Raw genomic sequence first — 17,230 nt, 5'->3', positions numbered from 1 at the left:
CCCGCCGGAGCGGGTCACGTTCGTCGTCCGGGACATGCTGACATGCCTGCCACCGACGTGCTCGGCTATGGGCGCGAGGAGTCCGACGGTCGCGGGGCGAGTCGGCGGGGATTCGCCCCGGGAAGGACGACTACTGCGAGACGTCCGCTCCGAAGTAACGGTTCGAGATCTGCGCGAGGGTGCCGTCGGCGCGCAGCGAGTCGAGGGCGGAGTCGATGGCCGCGGTGAGGTCGTCCGACCCCTTCGGCAGGGCCAGGGCGCTCTTCGAGGTGTCGTCGGTGGTGACGGCGACCTTGACGGCCGCAGCCTTGTCGGGGAACGTCTTCGACCAGTCGAGCCATGTGAGGCGATCGTTGACGGTCGCGTCGACGCGTCCCTGCTCGACGAGGGCGATGGCCTCGGCCCAGCCCTCGACTCCCTGCACGGTCGCGCCGTTCTGCTGGGCCACGGTGTACCAGTTGCTCGACAGCGACTGCGCGGTGCTCTTGCCTTTGAGGTCGGAGAGCGCAGCGATCGAGGTGTCGGAGCTCGGCACGATCACGACTCCGGGGCTCACCGAGTAGGGCTCAGAGAGGTCGTACTTCGCCTTGCGCTGGTCGTTGATCGAGACCTGATTGGCGATGACGTCGAACCGCCCTCCGTCGAGGCCAGCGAACATCGCGTCCCACTGGGTCTCCTCGAACTGGGGCTCGACTCCGAGCTTCTTCGCGACCGCGGTCACCACGTCGATGTCGTAGCCCGTGAGCGCGCCCGTCCCGCCATCGGCGTGGAACGAGAACGGCGGGTAGGTGCCCTCGGTGCCCACGGTGAGGGTGCCGGACTCGACCACCTCGGCGAGGGTCAGACCCGAGTTCGGCGCGGCGCTCCCCGCGTCGGAGGAGCCCGAGACCACTCCGTCGGTCGATGCCGGCGCGCAGCCCGCGAGGACGAGGGCCGCAGCGGCGACGGTCGTCCCGAGGAGGAGGCGCAGGGCGGAGCGGGCGGGGAGGAGCGTCACGATGTTGGTCCTTCGGTGCGTCACGGTCGTGGGTCGGCGGCGCAGCGGCCACACGGAGAGACCATAACCAGAACGGGGGGCGGGACTATTCCCGTGCGTCGTCGGGTGACGTCGGCGCGAGCGCGAGGAGGAACGCCTCCGCCCCCGCTACCTCCTCCGCGGTCAGGCCCTCGATCGCCTCGGGCCGGATGAGGTGGAAGGGAATAGTCCGCTCGCGGGCCCACGCGTCTGCGTCCTCGCGCAGATTGTCGTCGATCCAGACGACGGCGTCGATCGAGAAACGCTCGGCCGCCTCCTCGAGCCACAGCGCGACCGGCTGGAGTTTGCCCGTCTGGCCGGGGAAGCGCGGGTCGTGCGGCAGGCCGCCTCCGAACACGATCGCCTCCGTGCCGGACGGCAGGCCGAGGTCGTCCGCGAGGACGGAGGTGAGCTTGGGGGGCCACGTGGTCGCCCACACGATCGTGCCGAGGGCCGCCAGGCGCCGCACCAGCTCCGCGCGGTCGGGATCGAGTCGGAGGCGGTGGCCGCCGAGCGAGCGGTCGCTCGTGACGGTCGGGTTGAGGACGCCGTCGACGTCGAGGAGGATCAGGGCGGCCATGGCTGCCACCGTAGCGGTGGGCGCGGCGGTGCGCGAGACGCGCGCTAGCGTGACGGGATGCCTCCCTCCGTTCGACTTCCCGGAGGGCGGGTCGCCGCTCTCGAGCCCGACACCGTGCGTCCGGGATCGCTCGTGCTCACCATCGATGGAGCGGAGCAGTCGCTGATCGACCCGCACTCCCCCGCCACCCTCGACCTGGAGTACACGGCACGGCTCGGTGCCGCCGTCGACGCCGCCGGCCCGGCGGGCGAGCCGCTCCGGGCTCTGCACCTGGGCGGAGGCGGCCTCTCGCTCGCCCGCTACATCGCCTGCTCGCGGCCCGGCTCCGACCAGCTCGTCGTCGAGCGGGAGGAGGGTCTGCTCGAGTTCGTCCTCGACCATGCACCGCTTCCCTCGGGCTCCCGGGTGCGGACTGTGACGGGCGACGCCGCCGGTCCGCTTCCGGGCATCGAGGCCGAGCTGGTGATCCTGGATGTCTACGACGGCACGGAGATCCCGGAGGCGTTCTTCCGGAGGGAGGTGCTCGCGCACATCCTCACACGACTCGCGCCCGAGGGGGTGCTCGCGGTCAACGTCGCCGACGACGCCGACCACCGGCGGCTGCAGCACCTCCGAGCGGCACTGGAGAGCCTGCTGCCGTGCGTGCGCACGATCGGCTCCGCGGCGTTCCTCGCAGGACGCGAGAGCGGCAACGCGATCGTGCTTGCGTCCGTCACGGACGCAGCCGACAGGATGGGCGCCCACCTGCTGCGAGCAGGACCGCATCCCTCCGCCTCGTGGAGTGGCGATGCATGACGCGGTGACGGGAACCCGCCCTCAGGCGGCCAGAGTCCGGCCCGGACGGCTCCGTCGGCACTAGGGTGCGACACCATGGACGACATCGGATCCGCGCGCACGCGGAGGATCTCCGCCGAGCAGGTACGAGCGCGGATGATCGCCGCCGCGCGCGCGGCCATCTCGGTCAACGGCCTCACCGTCGGCTTCACCCACCTGCCGATGGAGGAGTACATCCGCCTCGCAGAGGTGCCGCGCAGCTCGGTGTACCGCATCTGGAGCACCCGCGAGGAGTTCGTCGCCGAGCTGATCGGTGAGGTGTTCGTCGCCGACCGCTACGCCGAGGGGGCCGAACCCGAGGCGCGGCAGCTGATGCATGAGGTGTACGAGCGCTCGGCCGACCAGCGCACGACCGCCGCGGGCCGTCGCGCGGTCGCCTGGGAGATCATCCGCATCGGCGCGAACTCCAACGTCGACTCGCTGCGCCGCTCCGTCGACTGGTCCTCGTACAACGCCCTGCTGGCCTGCACGTTCTCGATGGAGGAGGGACCGGCCCGCGACGCCGTGCGCGCGACAGCGAAGCGCATCGAGACGATGCTCACCCATCGCATGCAGGGCTTCTACCAGGAGGCGCTCGACGTCTTCGGCGCCCAGCTACGCCCGGGGTTCACCACTCTGCAGCTCGCGCACCTCACCGCGATCGTCATCGACGGCCTGGCGCACCGAGGCCGGCTCCTCGACGACGAGCTCGACGCGGTCGTGCTCGCGCCGGGCGTGGACGGTGCACCCGTCGAGTGGACCCTCGCGGCATGGACGATCCGCTCGATCATCGACGGGATGCTCGAACCGGTGGCGGAGGACTAGTCGCTCGCTCGATGCGCCGCGTCGTCTCCGGTGGGCACGGGCTCGCTGAACCCGTCGAGGAGCATCAGGACGCCGGCGACGACCAGCGAAGGCGACTCGGGTCGCGACGCGTCCACCGGGCCGGTGACCAGCTCGGGCGCCGCGACTCGGGCGATGCAGAGCCCCTCGACGAAGGCCGCGACCGCCGAGGCGAAGGCGGCGTAGTCGTAGCCGGGCCGCAAGCGCAGACCCGCCTCGGCGAAGGTGTGCCGGTAGTACTTGGCCATGTTCTCGATGAAGTGGGTCTGACGGGCACGCAGGGCCTCATGGATCGCCGAGCGCGCGGGCTCCTCGTGGGAGTCGACGGCGCCGCTGAGCGCGAGGAAATTGCGCCACGTCTGCGAGGAGAAGACATTCTCGAAATTCGCCTCGATGGCCATGCTCACGCTCGCCGCGACGATCTGGCGGCGCTGCTCGGGGCTCGCTGTCGGAGCGATGTGGCGGTGGAGGTAGGAGTCGCCTTCGGTCAGGGAGGACTGGTCGAGCCTCGAGGTGAGCACCCGTTCCGGGATCGCCGCGATCAGCTCGTCGTAGAAGTCTTGTCGCGTGGGCCAGATGCGGTAGACGGTGCTGCGCGACACTCCTGCCGAGCGGATGACGTCCTCGAGCGCGAGGTGACCGACTCCGACCCGCAGGCCCTCGGCGCGGACCACCGAGAGCGCCGCGTCGAGCAGCCTGGAGCGAACCTCCTCGCGAGGGAGGCGCGAGGGCCTCTCGCTCGGCGCCGACTCGTCGGGCACGAAGCGCTCGTCGTTCATGACCGCCTTCCCTACGGCGGTCCGGAGAGATCTTTCGGGCCGTCCTCCTGAGAGCGTAGTAGGCGCGGTCGGCGGGCGGGCACGACCCGCCTCCGAGTCCGGAGTCGGGCGGGCCGCGCTGCCTGCCCCCCAGTGGCCGCCCCTTCGGCCACATCGACCGTACGACTTCGGGTGGGCGCGGGTCAAAGTATGAGACATCATGTCGCATACGCGAATCGTCACCGTGCTCCCCCTTAACGGAAGGGCCGCCGCCGAGGCTCCTCCCCCGCGGGGAGGCGAAGCAGCGGAGGGGCGTCTCCCCTGACGCTCGGCATCGCCAGCTCGCCCGCGATGACGCGCGCGGCCTGGGCGGACGCGCGGGTCGTGAGGGCGATGTTGCGGGTGAGGTGGGCGTGATGGCACGGGCTCGCGTCGACGTCGACCACCAGGGAGGCGAACCGGGCCGCGTCGCCCCAGCGCGCGAAAGGGTTCAGCTCGGCCGTGACGGACCCGAGCGTCGGCAGGGTGAGAAAGGTGTACCGACAGGTCGACACCACGTACTCGTCGACCCCGGCCTCGGCCGAGCGGGTCGCGACCATGATGTCACCGAGGTCGACGGGCGCGGCACGCATCCCGAGCATGTCCACAGGCACCACCTGGATGTCGCCGACCATCGCCAGCACGTGCACTCCGACCGGCCAGGGTGGGAGCTCGCCCAATTGGGGCGACCCCGTCCGGAGCCCCAGTCCCGCCTGCGACGAGAGCGCGTCGATCATGGGGACTCCCGTGCAGGTCCCGGCGTTGGCAGCATCCTCGGTCGCGGCGTCACCGCACGAGGCCATGAGCGCCGAGAGACCCAGACTGCTCTGCGGATCGAGCCCGGCGATGACGGCGGGGCTCGCCTCCCCTGACGAGTCGATGACCTCGCCCAGCCGCTTCGCCACATCCGAGCCGGTGTTCGGCGTGCCGAAGGAGAGCACCTCCGACACCATCGACGACACCGGCACACCGCCGACGCTCTGGCTCAGCGCCTGCCGCGCCGCAAGCCCTCCCATCGAGTGTACGAGGACGATCGCGCGCGTGCCGGTCGCCGCTGTGACGCACGAGATCGAGGAGGCGAGCGCATCGGCGATCCCGGGATCGGTCACCCACCGCGCCGCGAGATCACGGTAGTCGAAGGTGTAGACCACCGCTCCCCTGAGGCGCTGGAGCATCCCGATCAACGAGGGTTCCGAGACCGTCGGCGCGGGGCCGTCAGCGTCGTCGGAGGCGACGAGATCCACCCGGTGAGAGAAGGCTCCCGTCCGGCTCGAGTCGTGCGTCGCGGTGCCGAGCCAGCCGTGCAGCGCGATGATCGGGACGAGCGCAGAGGGCCGGTGGGCAGGCACGTCGTCGCCCGGGAGGAGAGGGGCGAGCTGCGCTGCCCCGCAGGAGGCGGGAGGGGAGGCGACTGCCGCCTCCGCCTTGCCAGCGGGCACGACGACCGCGCCGGCCACCGCAAGCAGGATGGCCAGCATGACGACCACGAGTCTCATCCTCGTGTCTCCTCACCGCTGCACGCCGGCCCGAGCGGAGGGGGCTACGACCCGACGAACGTGCTCAGAGTCAACCACCATCGGCGACTCGACGCCGTCACCGGAGCACCACACCCCTCCCCCCGTGCGAGTGGCAGCCGAGGCTCGCGCCCGGCAACGGCAAGGGCCCCGCCGATCACTCGACGGGGCCCCGATCGCTCAGCTCAGCTGTAGTTGCCGGGCTCGTAGCCGTCGCTCGAGAACGAGTCGAAGTCGACGAACGAGAGGTCGGCATCGCTGAACGCGGCGTCGTCGGCGAAGATGCGGTTGGGGTACCGCTCGGCCTTCGCCTCCTCCGTCGCCTCGACCGACACGTTCCGGTACTTCGGCAGACCCGTTCCGGCCGGGATCAGCTTTCCGATGATCACGTTCTCCTTGAGGCCCAGCAGCGGGTCGCGCTTGCCCTCCATGGCCGCCTGCGTCAAGACGCGGGTGGTCTCCTGGAAGGACGCCGCCGACAGCCACGACTCGGTCGCGAGCGAGGCCTTGGTGATGCCCATGACCTCCTGGCGCGCCGACGCCGTGCGCTTGCCCTCGGTCAGAGCGGCGCGGTTCACGTCGCTGTACCGCGAGCGGTCGACGAGCTCGCCGGGGAGCAGGTCGGTGTCGCCGTGGTCGACGACGGTGACCTTGCGGAGCATCTGACGGACGATGACCTCGATGTGCTTGTCGTGGATCGGCACACCCTGGGAGCGATAGACGCCCTGGACGCCTCCGACCAGGTGCTTCTGCACCTCGCGGACGCCCAGTACACGCAGGACCTCCTTGGGGTCCACCGTTCCGACGTGCAACTGCTGACCGAGAGTGACCGACTGGCCGTCCTCGACGAGGAGCTGCGAGCGCTTGAGCACCGGGTAGATGACTGCCTCGTCGCCGTTGTCCGGCTGAAGGATGACGCGGCGAGCACGATCGGTGTCCTCGATCGTGATGCGACCGGCGGCCTCCGCGATCGGCGACGCACCCTTGGGGGTGCGGGCCTCGAAGAGCTCCTGCACGCGGGGAAGACCCTGCGTGATGTCGTCGGCCGAGGCCGATCCACCGGTGTGGAAGGTGCGCATCGTGAGCTGCGTGCCGGGCTCGCCGATCGACTGGGCCGCGATGATGCCGACGGCCTCTCCGATGTCGACGAGCTTGCCGGTGGCGAGGGAGCGGCCGTAGCAGGCCGCGCAGACGCCGACGGCGGACTCGCAGGTCAGGACCGAGCGCACCTTGATGTGGCGCACTCCTGCTCCGACGAGCTTCTCGATGAGCACGTCGCCCACGTCCTCGCCGGCCTCGGCGACGAGCTCGCCGGCCTCGTTGGTCGCCGGGGTGGCGAGCGAACGGGCGTAGACCGAGTTCTCGACGTTCGAGTCCTTGATCCAGGCGCCGGTGGCGTCCTCGAGCATGATCGGCAGGTCGAGGCCCTTCGAGGTGCCGCAGTCGTCCTCACGGATGATGACGTCCTGCGAGACGTCGACGAGTCGACGAGTCAGGTAGCCCGAGTCCGCGGTGCGGAGTGCGGTGTCGGCGAGACCCTTGCGGGCACCGTGCGTGGCGATGAAGTACTCGGCGACCGACAGACCCTCGCGGTAGGAGGAGATGATCGGTCGGGCGATGATCTCGCCCTTCGGGTTGTTCACCAGGCCTCGCATGCCGGCGATGTTGCGCACCTGCAGCCAGTTACCACGGGCACCGGAGGTGACCATGCGGTTGATGGTGTTGTCGACCGGGAAGTTCGCGCGCATCGCCTTGGCGACCTCATCGGTCGCCTCGGTCCAGATCTTCACGAGCTCCTGGCGGCGCTCCGCCTGCGTGGTCAGGCCCTTCTCGTACTCGGACTCGACCTTCGCGGCCTTCTTCTCATAGCCCGCGATGATGACCGGCTTCGAGGGCGGCGTGAGGATGTCCGAGAGCGCGACGGTGACTCCGGACCGGGTGGCCCAGTAGAAGCCGGCGTCCTTGATGCGGTCGAGCGAGGCGGCGACCTCCACCTTCGGGTAGCGCTCCGCGAGGTCGTTGACGATCCCGGAGATGGTCGTCTTGTCGGCGACCTGCTCGAAGTAGGGGTAGTCGACCGGCAGCGCCTCGTTGAAGAGGGCGCGACCGAGGCTCGTCTCGAGCAGGACCGGCGCGGTGACCTTGCCGTTCTCGTCGAGCTCGACACCCTCGGGTGCCTGGCCCTGGGCGAAGTACACGTCCGACATCCGGATCTTCACCTGGGAGTTCAGGTGGAGCGAGCCCTGGTCCTTCGCGAGGATCGCCTCCGAGACGGAGGAGAACGCGCGTCCCTCACCCACGGCACCCTCGCGGATGGTCGTCAGGTGGTGCAGGCCGATGATCATGTCCTGCGTGGGCAGCGTGACCGGTCGGCCGTCGGAGGGCTTGAGGATGTTGTTCGACGCGAGCATCAGGATGCGCGCCTCGGCCTGGGCCTCGACGGACAGCGGCAGGTGGACGGCCATCTGGTCGCCGTCGAAGTCCGCGTTGAACGCGGCGCAGACGAGCGGGTGCAGCTGGATCGCCTTGCCCTCGACCAGCTGGGGCTCGAAAGCCTGGATGCCGAGACGGTGCAGGGTGGGCGCGCGGTTCAGCAGGACGGGACGCTCGCGGATGATCTCCTCGAGCACGTCCCACACCTGCGGGCGCGAACGCTCGACCATGCGCTTGGCGGCCTTGATGTTCTGCGCGTGCGACAGGTCGATCAGGCGCTTGATGACGAAGGGCTTGAACAGCTCCAGCGCCATCTGCTTGGGCAGACCACACTGGTGCAGCTTGAGCTGCGGGCCCACGATGATGACCGAACGGCCCGAGTAGTCGACGCGCTTGCCCAGCAGGTTCTGGCGGAAGCGTCCCTGCTTTCCCTTGAGCATGTCGCTCAGGGACTTGAGGGCGCGGTTGCCGGTGCCGGTGACGGGACGGCCGCGGCGGCCGTTGTCGAAGAGGGCGTCGACGGCCTCCTGCAGCATGCGCTTCTCGTTGTTCACGATGATCTCGGGCGCACCGAGGTCGAGCAGGCGGCGGAGTCGGTTGTTGCGGTTGATCACGCGACGGTAGAGGTCGTTCAGGTCGCTCGTGGCGAAGCGGCCTCCGTCGAGCTGCACCATCGGGCGCAGCTCCGGCGGGATGACCGGGACGACGTCGAGGACCATGGCCGCCGGCGAGTTGCCGGTGGCGAGGAACGAGTTGACGACGCGCAGGCGCTTGATGGCGCGGATCTTCTTCTGACCCTTGCCCTCGGCGATCTGCAGGTGCAGCGTCTCGGCCTCGGCCTGGAGGTCGAACTGCTCGAGGCGCTTCTTGATCGCCTCGGCGCCCATGTAGGCCTCGAAGTAGACGCCGTAGCGGTCGACGAGCTCGTTGAAGACCGCGTCCTCGGGCTTGAGGTCGCCGACCTTGAGGGTGCGGAACTGCTCCCACACGCTCTCGAGCCGCGCGATGTCCTCGTCGAAGGACTTGCGGATCTGGCCCATCTCCTTCTCGGCGCCGTCCTTGGTGCGGCGCTTCTGGTCGCTCTTCGCGCCCTCCGCCTCCAGGGCGGCGAGGTCGGTCTCGAGGCGCGCCAGACGGTCCGCGATGCGGGAGTCGCGCTGATCGGAGAGGGTCTTGATCTCGAGGCGGAGCTCGTTCTCGAGACCGGGCATGTCAGCGTGACGGCCGTCGTCGTCGACATCGATGATCATGTACGCCGCGAAGTAGATGACCTTCTCAAGGTCCTTCGGCGCCATGTCGAGGAGGTATCCGAGGCGCGAGGGGACGCCCTTGAAGTACCAGATGTGGGTGACGGGGGCGGCGAGCTCGATGTGGCCCATCCGCTCGCGGCGGACCGAGGACTTGGTGACCTCGACGCCGCAACGCTCGCAGACGATGCCTTTGAAGCGGACTCGCTTGTACTTGCCGCAGGAGCACTCCCAGTCGCGAGAGGGTCCGAAGATCTGCTCGCCGAACAGACCGTCCTTCTCGGGCTTCAGGGTGCGGTAGTTGATGGTCTCGGGCTTCTTCACTTCACCGTGCGACCAGCGACGGATGTCATCGGCCGTCGCGAGGCCGATGCGCAGCTCATCGAAAGTGGTTACGTCGAGCAATGTTTTCTCCTTGTCGGAAAACAGGGTGTCTCGTCAGAGACGGGAGGTCGTCAGATGCTGGCGCGGATCAGATGTCGTCGACCGAGGACGACTCGAACCGGGAGGAGATGTTGATGCCGAGCTCTTCCGCGGCGCGGTAGACCTCGTCATCCGTGTCGCGCAGGCTGACCGCCGTGCCGTCAGCCGAGAGCACCTCGACGTTCAGGCAGAGCGACTGCATCTCCTTGATGAGGACCTTGAAGGACTCGGGGATGCCCGGCTCCTGGATGTTCTCTCCCTTGACGATCGCCTCGTACACCTTCACGCGGCCGAGGATGTCGTCCGACTTGATGGTGAGGAGCTCCTGGAGGGCGTACGCGGCGCCGTACGCCTCGAGCGCCCAGACCTCCATCTCGCCGAAGCGCTGGCCACCGAACTGCGCCTTACCACCGAGCGGCTGCTGGGTGATCATCGAGTACGGGCCCGTCGAGCGCGCGTGGATCTTGTCGTCGACGAGGTGGTGCAGCTTCAGGATGTACATGTAGCCGACCGAGACCGGGTCCGGGAAAGGCTCCCCGGAGCGGCCGTCGAACAGCTGCGTCTTGCCGGACGAGCCGATCAGGCGCTCTCCGTCGCGGGTCGGGGTGGTGGAGTCGAGGAGCCCGGCGAGCTCCTCCTCCGCCGCACCGTCGAAGACGGGCGTGGCGACCTTGGTGCCGGGCGCCGCCTCGCGGGCGTGCTCGGGGAGGCGCGCGGCCCACTCCGGCTGGCCCTCGACCTTCCAGCCCTGCTTCGCGATCCAGCCGAGGTGGATCTCGAGGACCTGGCCGAAGTTCATGCGGCCGGGGACGCCGAGCGGGTTGAGGACGATGTCGACGGGCGTTCCGTCGGCGAGGAACGGCATGTCCTCGACCGGCAGGATCTTCGAGATGACGCCCTTGTTACCGTGGCGTCCGGCGAGCTTGTCGCCCTCGGTGATCTTGCGCTTCTGCGCGATGTAGACGACCACGCGCTGGTTGACGCCCGAGCCGAGCTCGTCGTCGCCGTCCTGCGCGTCGAACACCTTCACGCCGATGATCGTGCCCTGCTCGCCGTGCGGCACCTTGAGGGAGGTGTCGCGGACCTCGCGGCTCTTCTCGTTGAAGATCGCGCGGAGCAGGCGCTCTTCCGCCGAGAGCTCGGTCTCGCCCTTGGGCGTGACCTTGCCGACGAGGATGTCGCCGGGGCGGACCTCGGCGCCGATGCGGATGATGCCGCGCTCGTCCAGGTCGGCCAGGAGCTCCGGGCTGACGTTGGGCAGGTCGCGGGTGATCTCCTCCTTGCCGAGCTTGGTGTCGCGGGCATCGACCTCGTACTCCTCGATGTGGATCGAGGAGAGGACGTCATCCTTCACCAGGTTCTGGCTGAGGATGATCGCGTCCTCGAAGTTGTGGCCCTCCCACGGCATGAACGCGACGAGCAGGTTCTTGCCGAGCGCGAGCTCGCCGTTCTCGGTCGCGGGGCCGTCGGCGACGACCTCTCCGACCTCGATGCGCTCGCCGGCCGAGACGACCACGCGGTTGTTGTAGGAGGTGCCCTGGTTGGAGCGGTCGAACTTGCGCAGGAAGTAGGTCTGGGTTCCGCCCTCGTCCAGCTGGACCGTGACGGAGTCGGCGGAGACCTCCTGGACGACACCGGCCTTGTCGGCGGTGATGACGTCGCCGGCGTCGATGGCCGCGAAGCCCTCCATGCCGGTGCCGACCACGGGCGACTCGCTGCGCAGGAGCGGGACGGCCTGACGCTGCATGTTCGCGCCCATGAGCGCGCGGTTCGCGTCGTCGTGCTCGAGGAACGGGATCAGCGAGGTCGCGACCGAGACCATCTGGCGCGGGGAGACGTCCATGTAGTGGACGCGCTCGGCGTCGACGAGCTCGACCTCTCCGCCCTTGGGGCGGACCAGGACCTTGCCCTCGGCGAAGCGGAAGTCCGACGTGAGGGGAGCGTTCGCCTGGGCGACCAGGTACTCGTCCTCCTCGGACGCGGTGAGGTAGTCGATCTGCGACGTGACGGTGCCGTCGACGACCTTGCGGTACGGGGTCTCGATGAAGCCGAAGGAGTTGATGCGCGCGAAGGACGCGAGCGATCCGATCAGGCCGATGTTCGGGCCTTCCGGCGTCTCGATCGGGCACATACGGCCGTAGTGCGAGGGGTGGACGTCGCGAACCTCGACGCCGGCGCGCTCACGCGAGAGACCGCCGGGGCCGAGCGCCGACAGGCGGCGCTTGTGGGTCAGGCCCGCGAGCGGGTTGTTCTGATCCATGAACTGCGAGAGCTGGCTGGTTCCGAAGAACTCCTTGATCGCGGCCACGACGGGGCGCACGTTGATCAGGGTCTGCGGGGTGATCGCCTCGATGTCCTGCGTCGTCATGCGCTCGCGGACGACGCGCTCCATGCGGGACAGTCCGGTGCGGACCTGATTCTGGATCAGCTCGCCGACCGCGCGGATGCGGCGGTTGCCGAAGTGGTCGATGTCGTCGACGTCGAGGCGGAGCTCGACGGGCTCGCCGTCGCGCACGCCGGGGAGGGTGGTGCGGCCGTCGTGCAGGGCGACCAGGTACTTGATGGTCGCGATGATGTCCTCGACCGTGAGCACCGAATCCGAGAGCGCCTTGTCGATGCCCAGCTTGCGGTTGATCTTGTAGCGACCGACCTTCGCGAGGTCGTAGCGCTTGGAGTTGAAGTAGAAGTTGTCCAGGAGCGCGCGCGCGGCCTCGGCGGCGACCTGCTCACCGGGACGGAGCTTGCGGTAGATGTCGCGGAGCGCGTCCTCCTTGGTGAGGATGTTGTCCTTCTCGAGGGTCAGCTCGATCGACTCGTAGCCGGCGAACTGCTCGAGGATCTCCTCGCTCGTCAGGCCGAGGGCCTTGAGGAACACGGTGACGGACTGCTTGCGCTTGCGGTCGATGCGCACGCCGACCTGGTCGCGCTTGTCGATCTCGAACTCGAGCCACGCACCGCGGCTCGGGATGACGCGGGCCGAGTAGATGTCCTTGTCGGACGTCTTCTCTTGCTGGCGCTCGAAGTAGACGCCGGGGCTACGGACGAGCTGCGACACGACGACACGCTCGGTGCCGTTGATGATGAACGTGCCCTTCTCGGTCATCAGCGGGAAGTCGCCCATGAAGACCGTCTGGGTCTTGATCTCGCCCGTGAGGTGGTTCATGAACTCGGCCTCGACGTACAGCGGGGCGGCGTAGGTCTTGCCGCGCTCCTTGCACTCCTCGATCGTGTACTTCTCGGGCTCGAGGTACGGGTTCGTGAAGCTCAGCTGCATCGTCTCGCTGAGGTCCTCGATCGGGGAGATCTCCTCGAAGATCTCGTCGAGGCCCGAGTTGGCGGGGAGGTCCTCTCGGCCGGCGGCCTTCGCCTCCGCGACGCGGGTCTTCCACGCCTCCGAGCCGACGAGCCAGTCGAAGCTCTCGGTCTGCAGCGCGAGCAGATCCGGAACGGTCAGGGTGTCGCTGATCTTGGCGAACGAGAGACGCGATGCGCCGCGTCCGTTCTTGGGTGAGGTGGTGGTTGCGGTGGACGCAGCAGCCAAGGAAGGAACCTCCGTAGACCCTTGCGGGCCTCAATCTGTGGGATGTGTGGAGTGGGCTCCCGCCGGGCGGGCCGACACTCGGCGCAACGCCGTCCAGACCGCTGTGACGCGGTCTTCGGGGCGGGGGCTAGAGTGTGGCATCGGCATCCACCATCTGATGCCGGGTTCCGGAACCTGCCGACCGCAATATGAGGGCATGGGTACTCGGGAGCGCAAAGTACGAATATAGACCCGCAACGCCACGCCGCGCAAGTGGAGATCCTTGCGTCGCGTCTCGGAGTCCGGTATGAGGACGCGCATCGCCTCCGTTCGGCACGTGCCGTCGCCACCGATCGCCCGGACGACGACGCCCGCGAGGCACACTGTTCGGATGCAGGAACGCACCGGACGCCGCCGCGGAGACGACTCGGAGCACCCCCGCGCCGTGCTCGCGAGCGGCTACACGGCCCAGATCGAGCCCGACCGCCATTCCCCCGACTCCGCCACGCTCGTGGTCGACGGCACGCCGCAGTCGCACGTCGATCTCGCCGACCCCACCCACCTCTCGTTCGAGTACGTGCGGCGCATCGGCCACGCGATCGACCTGCTCGCCCCCGAGGGCGAGAGCATCACGGCCCTGCACCTCGGCGCCGGCGCTCTGACCCTCCCCCGCTACGTCGCCGCCACCCGTCCCGGTTCACGCCAGCAGGTGGTCGAGATCGAAGGCGCGCTCGTCGAGCTGGTGCGGGAGGCGCTCCCGCTGCCGCGCGGCGCCCAGATCCGCATCCGACAGGGCGATGCGCGAGACGTCCTCGGCAAGCTCCCGCCCGGACTCCTCGGGACAGTCGATGTCGTCGTCGTCGACATCTTCTCGGGGGCACGGACGCCCGCCCATGTCACGAGCGCCGAGTTCTACGCGGCGATCGCGCCCCTGCTCGCGCCCGGTGGCATGGTCGCGGTCAACGTGGCCGATGGAGGCGCGCTCGCGTTCGCCCGTGCGCAGGCGGCGACGCTCGCCTCCGTGTTCGCGCACACAGCGATCGTCACCGACACGCAGATGCTCAAGGCGCGGCGCTTCGGGAACGTCGTGATGCTCGCCTCCGCCGACGCGCTGCGAGTGGATGGCCTGCCGCGGCGGCTCGCCTCCGACCCGGCCCCCTCGAAGCTCGTGCAGGGGCGCGAGCTCGACAATTTCGTCGCAGGCGCTCTCGTCGTGACCGACGCGACGGCCACGCCCTCGCCGCTTCCGGCCAGGAGCATCTTCCAGGTGCGCCGCGGCTGATCGCCGCCGGGCGCATCCGACGACTTGCCCGTACAGTTGAGGAGGGGTTCGCGCCCCGTCCGCGACGATCCGCAGCCGCACTCCACAAGGAAGCACCGCTCTGAGCATCATCATCCGACATGACCCTGCGACGCTCCGCGAGGAGGTCGACGTCGACGCCGCGCACGAGCGCCTTGACGAGATCGGCGCTCTGCGCTCGCTCGCCGCGCTCACCGAGAAGGCGGAACTGCTGCGCCTGCTCGGTCGGGTCGACGAGGCGTGGGACATCGCGAACGAGGCGTTCCGCCGGACCCGCTTCTCGGGAGACCGCGCCGAACTGCTCCTGGCGCGCGTGCGCCGCGCTCGCCTGATGCAGGCCCGTGGACGCACCGACGAGGCCCTCTCGGAGCTCGCGCTGTGCGTCGAGGAGGCCCGCGCACACGAGTGGCACCCCGAACACGCCTTCGCGCTCAAGCACCGCGGGCTGGTCCTCTTCGAGCTCGGCGAGTTCGGGCAGGCGGCGCGCGACTTCGACGCCGCGACCGCGCTCGGCGACCGCGTGGGCATGCCGGAGGAGGAGCTCGACGTGGTACGGCTGGGCTTCGCGGCCGCCTCCGAGCTCCAAGACGAGTCGACCCGCGCCCCCCGCACCGATGGTGCCGTGCGCGGTCGTCGCCGCGCCGACGGCGACCAGGCCTGACGACGCCTCCGCAGACGCGTGGCTGAGCTCGAGCAGGTCCTCGGCTGGGCGGATGAGCTGCTCGCAGAGCACCTCGACGCCTCCTGGAGCTTTGCCTTCGATCGCGCACGCACCCGCGGCGGCGCCTGCCACTGGAGCGACCGGCGCATCACGCTCTCGCGCCACCTCGCCGCCCGCTGGAGCGACGAGGAGGTGCGCCAGACCCTCCTGCACGAGATTGCGCACGCGCTCGCGGGCCCGCGCGCGGCGCACGGTCCCGAGTGGCGGAGGATCGCCTCCCGCCTGGGCTATACCGGCGCGCGCACGCACAGCAACCCGACCGCCGATGAGCTGGCCCCGTGGGTGGGCACGTGCCCGAGCGGACACCTCTTCTACCGCCACCGCCGGCCGGTCAGACCCCTGGCCTGCGGGAGATGCGCCCGGAGGTTCGAGGCGGCGCACGCGATCCGCTGGCAGCGGCGCACGGTGCCCGCCCCGTGAGCGCCTCCGGGCACGACGGCCTGCGCGGGCGGGCGCCGAGCACCGGGCAGTGGCTGGCCGAGGACGACGGGCACCGCTGGTGGTTCGACTCCGGGAGCCTCGCCCTCGACTTCGCGCACACCGGCGCCTTCGCGAGCGGCCGCGAAGCGCTCGACTCCGACGAGGCGCTCTCCGCCTGGCTCGCCGACCGCTTCGACGTCGTCGACCCGAGCACCCGCGACGCCCGACTCGACGACGCGCTCATGCTGCGTGCGGCGATCGCCCACCTCGTCGAGGCGGCCGAGGGCGGCACGTCAGCCGATCCCCGACAGGTCGACGTGCTCAACCTCTTCGCCGCCCTTCCCGACATCCCGCCGGTGCTCGGGGGAGGCTCGCGCCAGGCCGGCCGATCGAACGCGGGGGCCCGTCACGCGCTCTCCGCGATCGCCCGCGAGGCGGTGACGCTCCTCGGCTCGTCCGCGGCCGACCGCCTCCGCCGCTGCGACGACGAGCAGTGCCGGCTGCTCTACCTCGACACCTCCCGCGCCCGCTCGAGGCGCTGGTGCTCGATGCAGCGCTGCGGCAATCGCTCGAAGGTGCGGGCGCACCGGCAGCGGGCGGCGGCGGTCCGGGCCGACTGAGGCGGTCGTCAGTCGACGACCCGGACCTCCTTCCAGAAGGCGACGTAGCCCGAGAAGTCCTTGCCGACGCGGTCGAACGCGGTCGGGTAGGGACGCGGGTACGACCACGCGCGATCCTTGAGCAGCCCGCCGTCAGTGGTCACCGAGAAGTACTGGCACTCGCCCTTCCACGGGCAGGTGTAGGGGGTGTCGCTCGGCTCGAGCAGCTCGGTGCGCACGCTCGACGGAGGGAAGTACCAGTTGCCCTCGATCGAGATGAGGTCGGAGTCGGGGGCGTCGGCGAGGACGACATCGTTCAGGACGGCTTTCATGCGGGCCAGCTTTCGGTCGGAGGCGGCGGAGGCGTTCCTGCGCTCGCGGGGAACGCTACGCCCGCGCGCCGCGCCGGTCGAGCGGTGGACGGCGGCCCGGGCCACGGGCCCAGGCGCTCAGCGCAGGACGGTGACCTCGTCGACGGTGTCCAGGCGCGCGGCGGCGAGCGCCTCCTCCGCGCGACCCTGCTGCTTCAGCAGACGACCCGAGGCCGACGCCGACAGCACATGCACGCACGCACGCCGCAACCCCTCGAACGACGCGGAGGCGACGGCAGCGTCGGGCGAGACATGGTCGATCCCGAGGCCGATCAGGGCGTCGACGAGCGCGCCGGCCGCGAGCTGGTCCTCGAGGGCGAAGCGCGCCTCCCCCGCGTCGTCGACATCGCCCACTGCCACGATGTTGACGCTCGTGCGGCCGCCGTTCTCGTGCTGCCGGGCGAGGATCCAGCGGGCGACGGCGGTGCGGTCGGCGAGGCCGGCGCGGACGACCCGGCCCTCCACCTCCGAGAGGTCGAGCTCGAGCGAGCCAGGCAGCGCGTCGACGACGACGGTAACGGGAGCGGGGGCGAGGGCGCGCAGTCCGCGCGCACCCCACTCGAAGCGGATCTGGTAGCTCGACTGATCGAAGGCGGCGTTCACGCTGCAACGGTAGCGAGCGTCGGCGGTGCAT

Annotated in this window: 14 protein-coding genes; 6 read left to right on the top strand and 8 right to left on the bottom strand. The window is 69.7% G+C overall.

The window, feature by feature from the left end:
- Positions 1–130: 130 nt before the first annotated feature.
- Both ITJ45_RS03355 and ITJ45_RS03350 read right to left on the bottom strand, forming a co-directional pair.
- Positions 131–997, bottom strand: a complete 867-nt coding sequence (locus ITJ45_RS03355; protein WP_323742837.1) for an amino acid ABC transporter substrate-binding protein — start codon at positions 995–997, stop codon at positions 131–133.
- An 85-nt stretch (positions 998–1,082) separates the two neighbouring features.
- On the bottom strand, positions 1,083–1,595 hold the full coding sequence (locus ITJ45_RS03350) for an HAD domain-containing protein (protein WP_194607399.1): 513 nt from the start codon (positions 1,593–1,595) through the stop codon (positions 1,083–1,085).
- Between the two features lie 57 nt (positions 1,596–1,652).
- On the opposite strand from ITJ45_RS03350, the gene ITJ45_RS03345 reads away from it, so the two are divergent.
- Positions 1,653–2,390, top strand: coding sequence for a spermidine synthase (locus tag ITJ45_RS03345; RefSeq protein WP_194607398.1), 738 nt, complete (start codon positions 1,653–1,655; stop codon positions 2,388–2,390).
- A 75-nt stretch (positions 2,391–2,465) separates the two neighbouring features.
- Complete coding sequence (locus ITJ45_RS03340; RefSeq protein WP_194607397.1) at positions 2,466–3,233, top strand: hypothetical protein; 768 nt, start codon at positions 2,466–2,468, stop codon at positions 3,231–3,233.
- Here ITJ45_RS03340 and ITJ45_RS03335 read toward each other — a convergent pair.
- The 4 genes from ITJ45_RS03335 to rpoB all read right to left on the bottom strand — a co-directional run bounded on the left by ITJ45_RS03335 (position 3,230) and on the right by rpoB (position 13,206).
- Positions 3,230–4,030, bottom strand: a complete 801-nt coding sequence (locus tag ITJ45_RS03335; RefSeq protein WP_194607396.1) for a TetR/AcrR family transcriptional regulator — start codon at positions 4,028–4,030, stop codon at positions 3,230–3,232. The two genes, ITJ45_RS03340 and ITJ45_RS03335, sit on opposite strands and share 4 nt — an antisense overlap.
- A 233-nt stretch (positions 4,031–4,263) precedes the next feature.
- Positions 4,264–5,544, bottom strand: coding sequence for an esterase/lipase family protein (locus ITJ45_RS03330; protein WP_194607395.1), 1,281 nt, complete (start codon positions 5,542–5,544; stop codon positions 4,264–4,266).
- A gap of 203 nt (positions 5,545–5,747) precedes the next feature.
- A complete protein-coding gene (locus ITJ45_RS03325) occupies positions 5,748–9,647 on the bottom strand; it encodes a DNA-directed RNA polymerase subunit beta' (RefSeq protein ID WP_194607394.1) in 3,900 nt (1,299 codons plus the stop codon).
- Between the two features lie 67 nt (positions 9,648–9,714).
- Positions 9,715–13,206 (bottom strand): DNA-directed RNA polymerase subunit beta, encoded by a 3,492-nt coding sequence (gene rpoB, locus ITJ45_RS03320; protein WP_194607393.1) that lies wholly within the window; start codon positions 13,204–13,206, stop codon positions 9,715–9,717.
- A gap of 370 nt (positions 13,207–13,576) precedes the next feature.
- On the opposite strand from rpoB, the gene ITJ45_RS03315 reads away from it, so the two are divergent.
- The 4 genes from ITJ45_RS03315 (at position 13,577) to ITJ45_RS03300 (ending at position 16,246) form a co-directional block, all read left to right on the top strand.
- Positions 13,577–14,467: a spermidine synthase gene (locus ITJ45_RS03315; RefSeq protein ID WP_194607392.1), complete on the top strand. Its 891-nt coding sequence runs from the start codon at positions 13,577–13,579 to the stop codon at positions 14,465–14,467.
- 331 nt (positions 14,468–14,798) lie between these two features.
- On the top strand, positions 14,799–15,146 hold the full coding sequence (locus tag ITJ45_RS03310; protein ID WP_194607391.1) for a hypothetical protein: 348 nt from the start codon (positions 14,799–14,801) through the stop codon (positions 15,144–15,146).
- A gap of 18 nt (positions 15,147–15,164) precedes the next feature.
- The gene (locus ITJ45_RS03305; protein WP_194607390.1) at positions 15,165–15,626 is read left to right on the top strand and encodes a SprT-like domain-containing protein; all 462 of its coding nucleotides are present in this window, start codon (positions 15,165–15,167) and stop codon (positions 15,624–15,626) included.
- On the top strand, positions 15,623–16,246 hold the full coding sequence (locus ITJ45_RS03300) for a CGNR zinc finger domain-containing protein (protein ID WP_323742836.1): 624 nt from the start codon (positions 15,623–15,625) through the stop codon (positions 16,244–16,246). The genes ITJ45_RS03305 and ITJ45_RS03300 overlap by 4 nt, the downstream gene beginning before the upstream one ends.
- Before the next feature lie 8 nt (positions 16,247–16,254).
- On the opposite strand, the gene ITJ45_RS03295 is transcribed toward ITJ45_RS03300, so the two are convergent.
- A complete protein-coding gene (locus tag ITJ45_RS03295) occupies positions 16,255–16,557 on the bottom strand; it encodes a DUF427 domain-containing protein (RefSeq protein WP_194607389.1) in 303 nt (100 codons plus the stop codon).
- Positions 16,558–16,674: 117 nt separating this feature from the next.
- Entirely contained in the window at positions 16,675–17,199 is a 525-nt protein-coding gene (locus ITJ45_RS03290) for a 2-phosphosulfolactate phosphatase (RefSeq protein ID WP_194607388.1), read from the bottom strand.
- Between the last annotated feature and the right edge of the window lie 31 nt (positions 17,200–17,230).

Source organism: Rathayibacter sp. VKM Ac-2879 (assembly GCF_015351245.1).
In the GTDB taxonomy this organism is placed as follows: Bacteria; Actinomycetota; Actinomycetes; order Actinomycetales; family Microbacteriaceae; genus Rathayibacter.
The sequence above is the reverse complement of the archived record's forward strand: the minus strand, read 5'-3'. Positions and strand labels throughout refer to the sequence as shown.